Here is a 15138-nt window from a genome sequence, read left to right on the forward strand (position 1 = left end):
GCATTCCATGGAAATTCAGGGTGGTTTATCAAGGCTTTGGCCTCAGAAAGTGGGCTGTAGCACTTATAATTCAAGATTACCTCAACCACCCCCACTGCTGTCATGTCTCTTGCCCTGTCTTCGGCTGATCAATTCGATGTTTCAACCTTCAATGGCGCGTCTGCCCTGTCTGCTTTCCGTGCAGAAGGTTTGTTGAAACGCCTGCAAGCCATTGATGCGAATGTGTCGGCAGTGCGCGCACATTTCGTTCATTTCGTGGCCACCCGCGGCGCGCTGGAAGGAACGCAGCGCAAAGTGATGGAAGGTTTGCTCGATTATGGCCATGCTGCACCCGCACTGGATCGTGTTGACGTTAGTTGCGTGGTGGTGCCCCGCTTGGGCACGGTCAGCCCATGGGCGTCGAAGGCCACTGACATTGCCCACAACGCTGGTTTGGCCAACGTGGTGCGCATGGAACGCGGCATTGAATTTCAGCTGACGTTCAAAAAAGGTTTGCTGGGCGGCAGCAAATTGCCTGAAGGCGCTGCCTTGCAGGCTTTGAAGGCCGCACTGTACGACCGCATGACGGAAGCGGTATTGCCTGATGGCTTCGATGTGAAAAGCCTGTTCCTGCCTTTGCAAGGCAAAACCTTGCAGATTATTGAGCTGGGCCAGGTGGGCGAGGGGCGCAATTCATTGGTAAAGGCCAACAGCGAACTTGGCCTGGCCTTGAGCGAAGACGAAATCGATTACTTGCTGGAAGCCTACACCGCCATGGGCCGTTCGCCCACCGATGTGGAATTGATGATGTTTGCGCAGGCCAACAGCGAGCACTGCCGCCACAAAATTTTCAATGCCACCTGGACCATCAACGGGCAGGCGCAAGATGAAACCCTGTTCGGCATGATCCGCAACACCCACAAAACAACGCCGCAAGGCACTGTGGTTGCGTATTCTGATAATGCAGCAGTGATTGCCGGTGGGAAGGCTGAACGCTTTTTTGCGGATGCAGACGGAGTGTATCGCCCGCATGAAGAAACCACGCATTTCGTGATCAAGGTTGAAACCCACAACCACCCCACGGCCATTTCACCTTATGCCGGTGCCGCAACAGGTTCTGGTGGTGAAATTCGCGACGAAGGTGCAACTGGCCGTGGCGCAAAGCCCAAGGCAGGCCTGTGCGGTTTTACCACCTCGCATTTGCGATTTGACGGTGGCAAGGAAAGCTGGGAAAGCGGACAAGACGCCCTGGTGCCGCTTGATCAGCGCAATGATCAAAACAGCGAGCAGCCACAGCCTGTTGGCATTCCAACCCGAATTGCAACGCCCGAACAAATCATGATCGACGGCCCGATTGGTGCGGCTGCGTTCAACAATGAATTTGGTCGCCCCAATCTGGGCGGTTATTTCCGCACCTTCGAGCAGCGTGTGGGCGAGCGCGTTTACGGTTATCACAAGCCCATCATGATTGCGGGTGGCTTGGGCAATATTCGTGAAGTGCACACCCACAAATGCGACTTGCCAGCGGGCAGCCTGCTGATTCAACTGGGTGGCCCCGGTATGCGCATTGGCATGGGTGGTGGTGCTGCATCGTCCATGAACTCTGGCTCGAACACCGAATCGCTCGACTTTGATTCAGTGCAACGTGCCAACCCGGAAATGGAACGTCGGGCACAGGAAGTGCTGGACCGTTGCTGGACTTTGGGCGAGGCCAACCCTATTTTGAGCATTCACGACGTGGGTGCGGGTGGTATTTCCAATGCGTTTCCGGAATTGGCCGATGCCTCGAACAAAGGCGCTGAATTCGATTTGCGCAAAGTCAACCTCGATGAAAGTGGCTTGAGCCCCGCTGAAATTTGGTGCAATGAATCGCAGGAACGTTATGTGATGGGCGTTGCGCCCGAATCGCTTGAGTTGTTTACGCAACTGTGTGAACGCGAGCGCTGCCCGTTCTGCGTGGTGGGCGTGGTCACTGATGAACGCCAGTTGAAAGTGCTTGACGCGGAAAGCACAAGCAACCCTGTTGACATGCCCATGGAAGTCTTGCTGGGCAAGCCACCCCGCATGGAGCGCAACGACAACCGCGTTGAAACTGTGAAAGCTGAAATGGATTTGACCCAAACTGACTTGGGCGAGGCCATTGAACAGGTGTTGAAATTTCCGGCCGTGGCTTCAAAGCGTTTCCTGATCACCATTGGTGACCGCACCGTGGGCGGGTTTACCGCGCGTGACCAAATGGTTGGTCCACACCAGGTGCCTGTGGCCGATGTGGCAGTAACCATCGACGACTACACCGGCTACGCGGGGCAGGCCATGGCCATGGGCGAACGCACGCCTTTGGCTGTGTTGAACGCACCTGCTTCAGGCCGCATGGCCATTGCCGAAAGCATTACCAACTTGTTGGCTGCACCTGTTGAAAAACTGGAAGACGTGAAGCTGAGCGCAAACTGGATGGCCGCCTGCGGCACGCCAGGGCAAGATGCCGCATTGTTCGACACCGTAAAAGCCATTGGCATGGAGCTGTGCCCACAACTGGGATTGGGTATTCCGGTTGGTAAAGATTCACTTTCCATGCGCACCCGCTGGAATGAAGGCGATGTGCAGAAGGAAGTGTTGTCACCAGTCAGTTTGATTGTGACTGCCTTCTCAAAAATCAACGACGTACGCGGCACACTAACGCCGGTGTTGAACACCACCGAGGACACCGTGTTGGTGTTGGTTGATTTGGCCCGCGGAAAAATGCGCATGGGTGCCAGCGTGCTGGCGCAAGTCACCAATCAGTTGGGCACCGATGTGCCCGATGTGGAAGACGCCAGCGACATCAAAAACTTTGCGCAGGCTTTGAGCGTTTTGCGCGAAAAAGGCTTGGTGCATGCTTACCACGACCGCTCCGACGGTGGCTTGTTGACTGCACTGGCAGAAATGAGCTTTGCAAGCCGCAGTGGTTTGTCAATCAACCTTGATTTGATCACAATCGATCCGTATTCAGCCGATTGGGGCGACTTTAAAATTCGCCCCGAGCAGGTCAGCGTGCAGCGCGGTGAACTCACCTTGAAAGCCTTGTTCAATGAAGAACTGGGTGTGGTGTTGCAAGTACCCGCAGCGCAAAAAAGTGAAGCCATGCAGGTGCTGCGCGATTTCAACCTGAGCAAGCACAGCAATATTATTGGCAAGCCAAACGACCGAGATGTAATTGAGTTTTATCGCGATGCCAAATGCATTTACTCGGAAACCCGGGCCAAGCTGCAGGGGATTTGGGACGACACCAGCTATCAAATTGCCAAGCGCCGTGACAACCCGGCCTGTGCAGAAAGTGAGCACAAAGCAGCTGCGGAATTGCCCAATGCTTTGGTGTGGAAGCCCGGTTTTGACATCACAGAAAACCCGGCAGCACCTTTCATCGCCACCGGAGCAAAGCCGCGCGTGGCAGTACTGCGTGAGCAGGGCGTGAATGGTCAGCTTGAAATGGCTGGTGCATTCACCTTGGCCGGTTTTGAGGCCGTGGATGTGCACATGAGCGACTTGCTGACCGGCAAGCGCAAGCTGGCAGATTTCCAGGGCTTGGCCGCCTGTGGCGGTTTTAGCTACGGCGACGTGTTGGGCGCCGGCGAAGGCTGGGCGAAAACCATTCGCTACAACAGCGTACTGGCCGACCAGTTTGCTGAATTTTTTGGCCGCAACGATGTGTTCGGTTTGGGTGTTTGCAATGGTTGCCAAATGATGGCCACGCTGGCTGATCTGATTCCCGGTGCAACACACTGGCCCAAGCTGATGCGCAATGAAAGCGAGCAATATGAAGCACGCTTGGTGAATGTAAAAATCAACAAAACCCCATCCATTTTGTTGAATGGCATGGAAGGTTCGGTGGTGCCTGTGGTGGTTGCGCACGGTGAAGGTCGCGCTGATTTCTCTCGTCAGGGTAACCACACCAAATTAAGTTCTGATGGTTTGGTGGCGGTGCAGTATGTGGACTCGCAAGGCGAGACCACTCAACAGTATCCGTTCAATCCCAATGGCAGCCCCGAGGCACTGGCCGGTTTCACCACGCCAGATGGCCGCTTTACCATCATGATGCCGCACCCTGAACGCGTGTTCCGCAATGTGCAAATGAGCTGGGCACCGAAAGATGCGGGCGAGTTTTCACCATGGATGCGTTTGTTCTACAACGCGCGCAAGGCATTGGGTTAAATGGAAAAAAAATTGGCATGGCAACCCTTGGCGATGGACCAGCAATGGCCGGCCAAGGTGTTTGATGTGCATTGCACGGCATGCCCGCGTCTGTGCGCTTTTCATGAACAGAATCGCGAAAAGTTTCCAGGTCATTTCAATGGCCCGGTGCCGCCTTTCGGCCCTGCCAACGCCGAGCTGTTGATTGTGGGCCTGGCGCCAGGTTTGCATGGTGCCAATCGCAGTGGGCGCCCATTTACGGGCGATTATTGTGGTGACCTGTTGTACAGCACTTTGCACAAGTATGGTTTTGCCAACAGGCCTGTTTCCTTGGCAGTGGGCGATGGCATGCAACTATTGAATGGACGCGTTAGCAATGCCGTGAAGTGTGTTCCGCCTGAAAACAAACCCACGCCTGCAGAAATTAAAACCTGCAACCAGTTTATTGCGCACGAATTCAAAGTACACCCACCGAAAGCTGTTCTGGCCTTGGGTTTGGTGGGTCACCAAGCCGTGTTGAAAGCCATGGATCAAAGGCAGAGCGCATTCAAGTTTGGCCATGCAGCCGAACATGATCTGGGTGCGTTTCGTTTATTCGACAGTTACCATGTAAGCCGCTACAACACGCAAACAGGCCGGCTTACCGTACCCATGTTCGAGGCTGTGCTGGAATCGATCAGCCATTTCCTGAAAGCGTAAGGGCAGGGCGATGACCGAAGATCAGCAGTCGCCAGACTCACCTTTTGATATTGCCGCATTTCTGAAGGATTTGACCACGCGCCCCGGCGTGTATCGCATGATCGACGCAAACGGCACGGTGATGTACGTGGGCAAAGCCAAGAACCTGAAAAAACGGGTGTCGTCGTATTTTCAGAAAACCCATGCGAGCCCGCGCACCAGCCACATGGTTGAGCGCATTGTGCGCGTTGATGTCACGCCCACCCGCACGGAAGCGGAAGCGCTGCTGCTTGAAAACAACCTGATTAAATCGCTTAGCCCGCGTTACAACATTCTGTTTCGGGACGACAAAAGCTACCCCTACCTTCGCCTGACCAACCACAAATACCCGCGTGTGGCGTATTACCGTGGCGCTGTCGATAAAAAGTCCCAGTTTTTTGGGCCATTTCCCAATGCGTGGGCAGTGAAGGAAAGTATTCAGGTGCTGCAGCGCGTGTTTCTGTTGCGCACCTGTGAAGACACAGTTTTTGCGCATCGGTCACGGCCCTGTTTGCAGGCCCAAATTCAGCGTTGCAGCGCACCCTGTGTGAACTGGATCAGCCCTGAAGATTACGCAAAAGATGTGGAAGCTGCTTCTCGCTTTTTGCGGGGTGACCACAAAGCGGTGTTGGCCAGCCTGGAAGAGAAAATGCTGGAGGCCAGCGGCTTGCTGGAGTTTGAGAAGGCGGCCATGTACCGCAACCAGTTGGGTGCGCTAAGCCGCGTGTTACAAAAGCAGTCGGTGGACACCACGGGCGGCGATGACGACGCAGATATTATTGCCGTGGTGATCAAGGGTGGTGCAGTGTGCGTAAATCTTGCCATGGTGCGTGGCGGTCGGCATCTGGGCGACAAGCCCATGTTTCCCAGCGTGGCGCAAGCCAGCGAGGACATTGGCCCCGAGGTGCTGGAAGCGTTTTTGAGCCAGGCCTATGTGGATCGCCCAATTCCGAACCTGTTGATCGTGAATCAGGATCTGGATGCGCCCGAATTGCTGATGGCACTCAGCCAGCAGGCAGGTAAAAAAATCAATCTGATTCGACAGCCGCAAAGCGAGCGACGCAAGTGGCTGGACATGGCCGTGGACAATGCGGAAATCGCCATTGCCCGGCGAATTGCCGAACAGGGCTCAGCCCAGTTCCGAACCCGTGCACTGGTCGAAACACTGGGCCTTGAAACACGGCTTGAAGAAGCTTTGCAGGCGGGCGAGGCGAACAGCCTCTTGGGTGGCACCATCAAACCACTGGGCGACATTGCCAGCGATTCCGTTTTACCACCCGGCACGGAAGCTGCCGTGGACACACCGCCCGAGGACATTGATTTGCTGGCCACCTTGCGCGTGGAGTGTTTTGACATATCGCACACCGCAGGCGAGGCCACACAGGCTTCGTGTGTGGTGTTTCACAACCACGACATGCAAAGCCGTGAATACCGCCGGTACAACATTGAAGGCATTACGCCGGGTGATGACTACGCAGCCATGCGCCAAGCGGTAACCCGCCGCTATCAGCGCGAGGGCAAAACCCCAATTGTCATGCCGCATGTGGTACTAATCGACGGTGGCAAGGGGCAAATTGAAGTGGCCCGGCAAGTGTTTGAGCAATTGGGCCTGGACATCGGCCTGATCGTGGGCGTGAAGAAAGGTGAGAACCGCAAGGTGGGCCTGGAAACCCTGGTGTTTCCCGACGGTAGGCCGAGCCTTGAGCTGGGCCCTGGGCACCCTGCGCTCATGTTGATTGCCCAGATTCGGGATGAAGCCCACCGGTTTGCAATCACCGGCATGCGAGCCAAACGGGCAAAGACTCGCCAGGTGTCTGAACTGGATGAAATTGAAGGCATTGGTGCGCGACGCAAACAAAAGTTACTCACCCGTTTTGGCGGTTTGAGGGGGGTTAAAGCGGCCAGTGTGGAAGATTTGCAAACAGTCGAAGGGATCTCCAAGACGCTGGCTGAAGAAATTTATCGGCGTTTGCATTGAAGATGTGTGCCTCAACAGACGTTGGCGCTGATATATTCTGTACCTCTATACCGTGTATTTTTACTTAACAAAAGAAAAACAGATATGCCAATGAACCTGCCCATGATCCTGACCTGGGTCCGGATTATTTTGATTCCACTGGTTGTCGGCATTTATTTTCTGCCTGAAACAGTGATGTCCATTTCCATGCAAAACTGGGTGGGTGCCTGGGTGTTTGTGTTCGCCGCCATTACCGATTTTGTAGACGGTTACCTGGCCCGCCGCTGGAATCAAACTTCCGCCTTTGGTGCGTTTCTCGACCCGGTGGCTGACAAGCTGATGGTGGGTGCTGCACTGATTGTGTTGGTTGATCTTGGGCGTATTGGACCCTTCATTGCGCTAATCATTATTGGCCGCGAGATCACAATTTCTGCATTGCGCGAATGGATGGCAAGCATTGGTGCGCGCAACAGCGTTGCAGTGAACTGGCTTGGCAAGTTCAAAACCATTGCGCAAATGGTGGCCATACCCATGTTGTTGGCCAATGAAACCTGGATGGGCATTGATTTCCGCTTACTGGGTACTTTGGGAATTTATGTGGCTGCGGTATTAACTGTGTGGTCGATGTGCTATTACTTGATGAAGGCATGGCCCGAACTTCGCGCTCGAAGTTAAGCGCCCACCAATCTTGTTTGTCATGAATAAAAGTAACTTATTGCCCCAGCCATACCCTTTGCGGCAAGCGCTGAATGATGAAGTCCATTCCCGCCCCACCGAGGCCTTGTGGCCTCAGGAAAGAGTGTTCCACATTGCTTTGCTGGTGCAGGGCGAGGTCACGCCCGAGATTGTCGCGCAATTGCAGGCTTTGGTGGACTATTGTGGATGCAAACCAGTTTCCGATGAGGAATTGGCTGCTCCCCAGGTCAGCTTGAGCCTGTGTGGAGGCGAATCGGCCTTGCGCTTGCGCTTGGAGCGCCACAATGAATTCATTACGCTCACATTTTTTGAGCGTGCCGACCATGCAATAGTTTTTGATCGCCCGGTTACCCGCCGCTTGCCACCAAGCTGGATGGCAGCTTTGCCTGGCGTCATGCTGGTGGCCATTGAGCTGTTTGTTCAAAAAACAGAGAGCTCTCGCGAACCACGCAGTGTTGCAGGCTATTTTGATGGCAACACCTTGATCGGCGGCATGATTGCGAATGGGGCCGGGCAGGTGTTTTCCGATCTTCGAATTGCTGATCGTGGTGCTACCCGTATTCTGATTTGTAATCTGAAAATGGGGTCTCGCCAGCTGGGTCGTGTGGTGCAGCGCACGATCGAGATGGAAACCTATCGCATGATGGCGCTGCTGAGTTTTCCTGTGGCGCGTGCCACATTGCCGAAGCTGTCGTCGCATGAGGATCGCCTGGTGAAATTGGCCACTGAAATGGCGGCCACCAGCAAAACGGAAGACTTGGCTGAGGTGACTTCCGAAGATGTTGAGCTGGATCGCAAGTTGTTGAGCCACTTGACTGACCTGGCGGCCAAGGTCGAGCAGTTAAGCGCTGAAAACCGCGTGCGGTTCACTGCGGCAGAAGCCTACACCGATTTGGTGAAAAAGCGGATCGCCGAGTTGAAAGAAATCCCCATGGTGGGCATGCAAACGTTTGGCGAGTTCATGGATCGCCGTTTGGGCCCCGCGATGAAAACCTGTACCTGGACAGCACGCAGGCAAGATGAGCTGGCTGCCCGTATTTCCCGAGTTACCCAATTGTTGCGGACCCGCGTGGAAATTGAGCGGGAAAGCCAGAATCAGCGCTTGCTCACCAGCATGGACAAGCGTGCAAAGGTTCAGTTGCGTTTGCAGGAGACGGTAGAAGGTCTTTCGATCGTTGCTATTTCTTACTACGGCGCGAGTTTGGTAGGTTATTTGGCCAAAGGGCTAAAAACCATGGGAGTGCCTGTTTCGCCTGATTTGGCGATCGCTGTGGCCATACCCACCATTGCTGTGTTGTCGTATGTCAGCATGCAAGCCATGAAAAAGCGCATGGGCCTAAAGGGTTAGCGATATTCCACGATTTCATTCGAGAGTGTTTCCAAAACCAAGAGTTTATGGTTATAATTGCGGGCTCGGAAGCTTGGCAGAGCGGTTGAATGCACCGGTCTTGAAAACCGGCGAGGGTGCGAGCCCTCCGTGAGTTCGAATCTCACAGCTTCCGCCAAAAACATAGAAACCCGCCCTTGTGGCGGGTTTTTTGTTTTTGCGACCTGTGAGTAGATTCGAACGAGCGGATGTTCAATAACAAAAAACCGCCACTAGGGCGGTTTTTTGCATTCAGACAGATCAACAACGCATTGCTTATCTGTAAAGCACGCCAGGCAGCCACATGCCGATTTGCGGGAACACATACAACACGAACATGGCAAAGATCTGGATGAACATGAATGGAATCATGCCCAGGAAAATCTGGTTCAATGTAACTCCAGGTGGCGACACACCTTTCAGATAGAAAGCGGCCATCGCCACTGGCGGAGACAGGAACGCAGTTTGCAGGTTCATGGCAACCAGCAATCCGAAGAACAGTGGATCTACGTCAAAGTAGGGCAGCAGCGGAATGAAAATCGGCATGAAAATCACGATGATTTCTGTCCATTCCAAAGGCCAGCCCAACAGGAAAATAATCACTTGCGAGAGCAACAGGAACTGAATGGGCGTGAGGCCCAAAGACAATACCCACTGCTCGACCAATTCCTGGCCACCCAGCAGCGCAAATGCCGCGGAGAAGATGGACGAGCCCACAAACAACCAGCACACCATCGCAGTTGTTTTGGAGGTCAGGAATGCGGATTCACGCAGCACAGGGAAGCTGAGTTGTCTGTAACCGGCCGCCAACAACAAACCGCCGAATGCGCCGACAGCGGCCGCCTCAGAGGGCGTTGCGAAACCGAAAACAATGCTTCCCAATACCGCCATAATCAAAATTGCTAGGGGGAAGAAGGATGTCAGCAACATCTTGAACACTTCAAGACGCTCAAAGCTCAGGCGTGAGTAGTAGTACACAAGCACCGCCAACACCACGAGCAGGGAAATCCAGAAATTCATGGGGGCTGACCTAGCCTCGGGCTCATCAGCAACTGCCGGCTCGGCGGGTTCTTCCACAGCAGCAGGTGCTGCTTCGGTGGTTTCAGCGCCAGCAGGTTCATCAAAGCCAAAATCGTACTTACTGGTGCTTGAGTCCTGATATTCAGAACCGAAACTGACCAGGCCTGTGGTGTCGTATGCCGCTGGTTTGGGGGCTGTCAGTGAGGAATACACCAAGCCCAGAACGAACGCGGCGAAAATTGCTGGCAACATGGCCACGAAGAACTGATTGGCCACTTGCCCAGTGGTCAGGTTGCCTGCGCGACGGCCTTTCATGCCATTGACCAATGCGGATACTGCGCGGCTGCTGCCGTAGGTGCGCTTGAGTGAATCCAGCACAGGGCTAAGTTGCACTCGGCGATCTTCCTCTGACAAGGGAGGGGCGCTTTTCGGATTCAGCTTTGCACGAATGATGATGTAAGCAACATACAAGCTTGCCAGCATAAGGCCGGGGAAAAATGCGCCTGCGTACAACTGCACCACGGAAACACCGGCTGTTGCACCATATACGATCAACAAGACAGAAGGCGGGATCAAAATACCCAAACAACCGCCGGCGGTGATGGCACCGGCAGCCATTTTGGTGTCGTAGCCTGCTTTGAGCATGCTGGGCATGGCCAACAGACCCATCAAGGTAACTACCGCACCCACAATACCAGTGGCCGTTGCGAAAATTGCGCAAGTGACCAGTGTTGCAACGCCCAAGGCGCCTGGAAGGCGAGCCATGGCCAAGTGCAGGGATTTAAAAAGTTTCTCGATCAGGTTGGCGCGTTCAACCAGATAACCCATGAATACAAACAGGGGCACTGAGATGAGCACATCGTTGGTCATCACCTTGTAGGTGGATTGAACCATGAGATCAAGTGTTTTCTGTATGTCTTGATCGTAGGCAAAGAACGTGAAAATCACGCCCATACCCATCAAGGTAAACGCTGTTGGGAAGCCCAGCATAATGGCCACGACAATCAGGGAAAGCATCAGCAAACCCAGATGGCCGTTATTCATTTCAGATGGGGCAGGCATTGCAATGGCGACCCCGATCAGGATCATCGCCATGATGGCAATACCAAAATATAGTTCTTTTTTCATGATTAATCCTGTTAATTCTTGCCGAGAGACGCTTTGAGCTTCTCTACATCGACTTCTTGCACATCGTCTTCACGCTTGGGCCACACGCCGTCTTTGATGCACATGACGCAGCGGATCACTTCGACTACGCCCTGAAGCAGCAAGAAAACAGCTGCCAGCGGAATGAATGCCTTGAATGGGTAGATGGGAGGGCCATCGGCCGTGATTGAAGACATTTCCTTGATGGCCCAGGCCTCGTCAGCGAATGTGTACCCTGCGTAGGTCAATGCGATGATGCCGGGAAAGAAGAAAATAAAATACAGAATCAGATCAAGAATGGCTTGTGTTCTGGGCTCAAGAAAGCCGTAAAGAATGTCGCCACGCACGTGGCCATTGGTGGCCAATGTGTACGCACCTGCCATCATGAACAGGATACCGTAGAGAATGTAGGACGCATCGAACACCCATGGATTGGGGCTGTTCAGGGCGTATCGCGTGAATACTTCGAACACGATAATTCCAGTCAACAACACAATGGTCCAGGCAAACAGATGCCCTACCTTGGTGGAAATTTTGTCGACCAAATGAAGGAAAGCTAACATGGGGTGAACCTCGGGTTCGGTTTTAAAAAAAGCCAACATCCATTGTGTAGATGTTGGCTTTCTGGCTATGGAAACAAATTACTTCTTCTGTTGTGCGTAAAACGCTTGAGCCATTTTGAAGTCGACGGATGTATCGGCTTGCCATTTGGCTGCACGTGCAGCAAATGCACGCTGCGATTCAAACACTTTCTTGAACATGGGGTTTGAAGCAGACTTTTCTTTGGTCACTTCATCCCATGCTTTCAATTGGGCTTTCAAGATGCTGTCAGGCGTCTTGAAGAACTTAACGCCGTCTTTGCTTTGCATTTCCATGTAATCTTTGGAGTAGCGATCCACTGCCTTCCAGCTCATGTCGGCAGACGCAGCCTCGGCGGCGTTTGCAATAATGGCTTTGATCTCGGCTGGCAGTTTGTTGTACTTGGTCTTGTTGAACATGATTTCGAACTGTTCTGAAGACTGGTGGAACGATTGCAACATGCACACTTTGGACACGTCTGGGAAGCCCAGCAGGCGGTCTGAAGATGCGTTGTTGAATTCAGCTGCATCCAGCAGGCCACGATCCATCGCTGGAACAATTTCGCCGCCAGGCAGTGCGTTAACTGCAACACCCATCTTCGTGAACATGTCTACAGACAAGCCAACGGTACGGAACTTCAGGCCTTTCAGGTCTTCAGCCTTGGTTACGGGCTTCTTGAACCAGCCCAGGGGCTGAGTTGGCATCGGGCCAGACATGAAAGAAACAACGTCCATTTTCAGGTCGCCATAAATTTCGTCCAGCAATTCCTTGCCGCCACCGTATTTGTGCCAGGCCAACAGCATGTTTGCGTCCATGCCGAAAGATGGGCCAGAACCCCACAACGCAACCGCTGCGTTTTTGCCGTACCAGTAGGCGATAACGCCGTGACCACCGTCCAGGGTACCTTTGCTTACTGCGTCCAACAGGTCAAATGCTTTCACAACTGAGCCAGCAGGCAATACTTCGATTTTCAGGCGACCGCCGGTCATGCTGTTTACTTTGTCGGCAAAGTCAACGGCATACTCGTGGAAAATGTCTTTCTGTGGCCATGTACTCTGGAAGCGCATGTTCACAGTTTGAGCAGTAGAAATCATGGGGAACGCCAAGGCGCCTGCACCCACTGCGGCCACGGATGTGCCTTTGATAAAATCACGGCGCTTCTGGTTGTTCACTGAATCAGTCATTTTGCCTCCTTAAATTGATGTAGCTTTCGACTGTTGTTTTTGGTTTTACTTTTCGAACCTGCATTGTGATAGCCACCCCTCTGTAACTAAATAGGAGCAAACCCTTATCCGGGCAGGTTTTGTGCACCATTTGGGGTCGGGATTTACCCTGTGTTTGGTGCATGAATTTTTTGTATGCGGCAAAAACACCCACGTGGAGGGGTGTAAATACGCATCTGATTTGTCGGCATTCGTACGATAAAAATGTGAATTAATTGAATCCTTGTTCTAACGGAGAATTTTAGGCACTGAGCTTGCATCGTGTGACTGTAATTATCACGATGAAGGATTTCACATGAACAATTTGTTTAAGTTAATTGGACTTGTCTTGCTAATCGGATTAAGCGCTTGTGGCTCCGATGATCCAGCCAGCAACTCCTCAATCACCCCATCGAATGGAAATCCAACTGATCCAACTGAGGTAGTGGTTGATGACCCATCGCCGGGTACTGAAGGTCCAGATGTATTTGTCGACAAGTCGTTGCGGCCACCAGCAGAGTTTTTTGAATTGGTCGAAGCCGACATGCAAATGGTTCACGACACTTTGGCAGGGCGGACAAAGATGCGTGATGGTTCAACGCTGACGTGCGAGGGACTCGCAAAAATGTACATTGAGCGTATTTTCATGCACAACGACAATCCTCAGCCCAATGGCGGATTACCAATTAGTGCGGTGTTGTCGATTAACCCCAACGCGCTGGATATAGCAAAAGCGCTTGATCAGAAATATATCGAGGATGGTGGGATCGGGGATCGCTATTTGCATTGCATGCCCGTGTTGCTGAAAGACAATTACGACACAGTTGATTTTCCTTCTACTTCCGCCTCTTTTTCAATGCTGGGTCACCAGGCCGGTGTTGATGCCCCTTCTGTAGACGGTTTGCGTAAGGCAGGTGCCTTAATTCTAGGTAAGGCACATCAAGATGAATTTGCATATTTCACGACTGGATTTTCGGGTCGTACCGTGTTGGTAACCAATCCTTACAATACGCAAGAAAGTTCCGCAGGCTCTTCTTCCGGGTCTGGCGCTGCGCTGGCCTCTAATTTTGCCATTGGTGGCACGGGCAGTGACACATGCCAATCGATTAGACATCCTTCGTCTGTGAGTGGGCTGGTTGGAATTCGTCCGAGTATTGGTGTGGTGTCGCGCAAAGGTATTTTTCCTTTGTCTCACATCAGGGACACGGGTGGTCCAATGACTCGTTCAGTACGTGATTCAGCATTGATGCTGACTGCCATGGCCAGCATAGATCCGGTAGACGACCCGGATACAACCTTGTTTCCGGCTGAAGCCCGCCCAGACACCTATTTGCGTTTTCTAGACCGTGATGTGTACGGCGTAAAAGGTAAAAAAATTGGTGTGTTACGTAGCCTGGGCGGGAACAGCACACCCGCAGGTACAGGTGAGCAGGGAGCGTTAATTGATACCGCTGTTGCAAAAATGGAATCAATGGGAGCAGAGGTTTACGATGTGTTTCTGCCAAGCTTTGTCAACCGGGGTGGTGGTTCAACTCACTATGATACGAACCGATATTTTTTCGAGTTTGTTCGTGATGGTGGTAAAAGTCCACGCAAGTGTCTGAGTAGCGCATTCTTTGCGACCAATGCCGATGTGTTGCCAAGCTGTGCTGCAACAGAGGGCATTCTTGAAACACTTCGAGTTGGGCCGCGAACTGCGGGCTTGGTCGCGGTGAGTGCCAGTGGAGACCCCGGCGCCAAACCTACCGAGGCTCAACTGAATGCCATTGTTGCTGAACGCGATTATGTGACTAAGGTGATGAATGGCGAATTGGATGCATTGGGTGAGAAGCAGGCAATGGTATTGGATTCCGAGGGCAGGCCAGCTCAGGTGGTACTTGACGCATTGGTGCTATCGCCAGGCCCCAGCGGTGGACGAACCTGTGACTTTGGTTCAACTACACAAATGGGTTCGATCGTGGTGCCGGTTGGTTTCGATTCGCAGGCGGGAACACCAAGGGGTATGGAGATTTTTGTCAGAAGGTTTGATGAAGGCAAGGGACTTGGCATTGCCTTTGATTTCGAACAGGCCACATTGCACCGCAGACCACCAAATATTGCATCGTCGCCTGTGTATGCCAATCAAAGTATTGGTGAATTCAATAGTCGGGCACAAATGGCACTGATGAAGGCGCAGTTTGAGTCGCCAGAAGATTTGCCGGTTGAAACGTATATACAGGCTTTAAGGGATTTGACAGGGCTGTAATATTTTTGCTGGAAAATAAAAAACCGCCGTGACCTTAAAGGCCACGGCGGTTTTTTGTAGCAGG

The 15138-nt window shown here is 52.8% G+C and carries 9 protein-coding genes and 1 tRNA gene; 7 read left to right on the forward strand and 3 right to left on the reverse strand.

Annotated features, from left to right (window positions below; translation table 11 throughout):
- Positions 1-102: 102 nt before the first annotated feature.
- From purL to ACVL1J_RS04340, 6 genes are all read left to right on the forward strand, one after another.
- Positions 103-4167: a phosphoribosylformylglycinamidine synthase gene (purL, locus tag ACVL1J_RS04315; protein ID WP_341236649.1), complete on the forward strand. Its 4065-nt coding sequence runs from the start codon at positions 103-105 to the stop codon at positions 4165-4167.
- On the forward strand, positions 4168-4845 hold the full coding sequence (locus tag ACVL1J_RS04320) for a uracil-DNA glycosylase (RefSeq protein ID WP_341236648.1): 678 nt from the start codon (positions 4168-4170) through the stop codon (positions 4843-4845).
- 10 nt (positions 4846-4855) lie between these two features.
- A complete protein-coding gene (gene uvrC / locus ACVL1J_RS04325; protein WP_341236647.1) occupies positions 4856-6841 on the forward strand; it encodes an excinuclease ABC subunit UvrC in 1986 nt (661 codons plus the stop codon).
- Between the two features lie 84 nt (positions 6842-6925).
- Entirely contained in the window at positions 6926-7495 is a 570-nt protein-coding gene (gene pgsA / locus ACVL1J_RS04330) for a CDP-diacylglycerol--glycerol-3-phosphate 3-phosphatidyltransferase (protein ID WP_159568616.1), read from the forward strand.
- Between the two features lie 22 nt (positions 7496-7517).
- Entirely contained in the window at positions 7518-8864 is a 1347-nt protein-coding gene (locus ACVL1J_RS04335) for a DUF3422 family protein (RefSeq protein WP_341236646.1), read from the forward strand.
- A 67-nt stretch (positions 8865-8931) separates the two neighbouring features.
- A tRNA-Ser gene (locus ACVL1J_RS04340) sits at positions 8932-9021 on the forward strand.
- A gap of 137 nt (positions 9022-9158) precedes the next feature.
- Here ACVL1J_RS04340 and ACVL1J_RS04345 read toward each other — a convergent pair.
- The 3 genes from ACVL1J_RS04345 to ACVL1J_RS04355 all read right to left on the reverse strand — a co-directional run bounded on the left by ACVL1J_RS04345 (position 9159) and on the right by ACVL1J_RS04355 (position 12811).
- The gene (locus tag ACVL1J_RS04345) at positions 9159-11030 is read right to left on the reverse strand and encodes a TRAP transporter large permease (RefSeq protein ID WP_341236645.1); all 1872 of its coding nucleotides are present in this window, start codon (positions 11028-11030) and stop codon (positions 9159-9161) included.
- 11 nt (positions 11031-11041) lie between these two features.
- Positions 11042-11611 (reverse strand): TRAP transporter small permease subunit, encoded by a 570-nt coding sequence (locus ACVL1J_RS04350; RefSeq protein WP_159568613.1) that lies wholly within the window; start codon positions 11609-11611, stop codon positions 11042-11044.
- Between the two features lie 78 nt (positions 11612-11689).
- Entirely contained in the window at positions 11690-12811 is a 1122-nt protein-coding gene (locus tag ACVL1J_RS04355) for a TRAP transporter substrate-binding protein (RefSeq protein ID WP_394672305.1), read from the reverse strand.
- Positions 12812-13145: 334 nt separating this feature from the next.
- On the opposite strand from ACVL1J_RS04355, the gene ACVL1J_RS04360 reads away from it, so the two are divergent.
- Positions 13146-15074: an amidase family protein gene (locus tag ACVL1J_RS04360; RefSeq protein WP_341238285.1), complete on the forward strand. Its 1929-nt coding sequence runs from the start codon at positions 13146-13148 to the stop codon at positions 15072-15074.
- Positions 15075-15138 lie beyond the last annotated feature (64 nt).

It is taken from the genome of Limnobacter sp. G6BE5S (assembly GCF_058448965.1).